Source organism: Mesorhizobium sp. WSM4813, from assembly GCF_055811555.1.
Window position 1 is genome coordinate 1 of record NZ_JBVVQU010000181.1, and the last position, 237, is coordinate 237.

Below are 237 nucleotides of genomic sequence, written 5' to 3' on the forward strand. Positions count from 1 at the left end.
GGATCGCCATCAGCCAGGAGCTGTAGCGGAAGAACTGCGTGATCGGCAGCGTGCGGCTGTAGCGAAGCATGGCCCAGGCGATCACCGCAAGCAGGAGAACGGCCGAGCCCGCCCCGGCCAGCAGCACGGGACCGTTTCCTTGCGACCAGAGCGCCGCGTAGAACAGGATTGTCTCAAAGACCTCCCGATAGACCACCACGAACGCCAGCCCGAACAGGAACCAGCCCGATCCTCCGG

Annotated in this window: 1 protein-coding gene; it reads right to left on the minus strand. The window is 65.0% G+C overall.

What is annotated here, in order from left to right; genetic code table 11:
• Positions 1 to 237: FTR1 family protein (locus tag AC0L25_RS32565; RefSeq protein WP_473599205.1), on the minus strand; the 237-nt coding region annotated here is incomplete at both ends.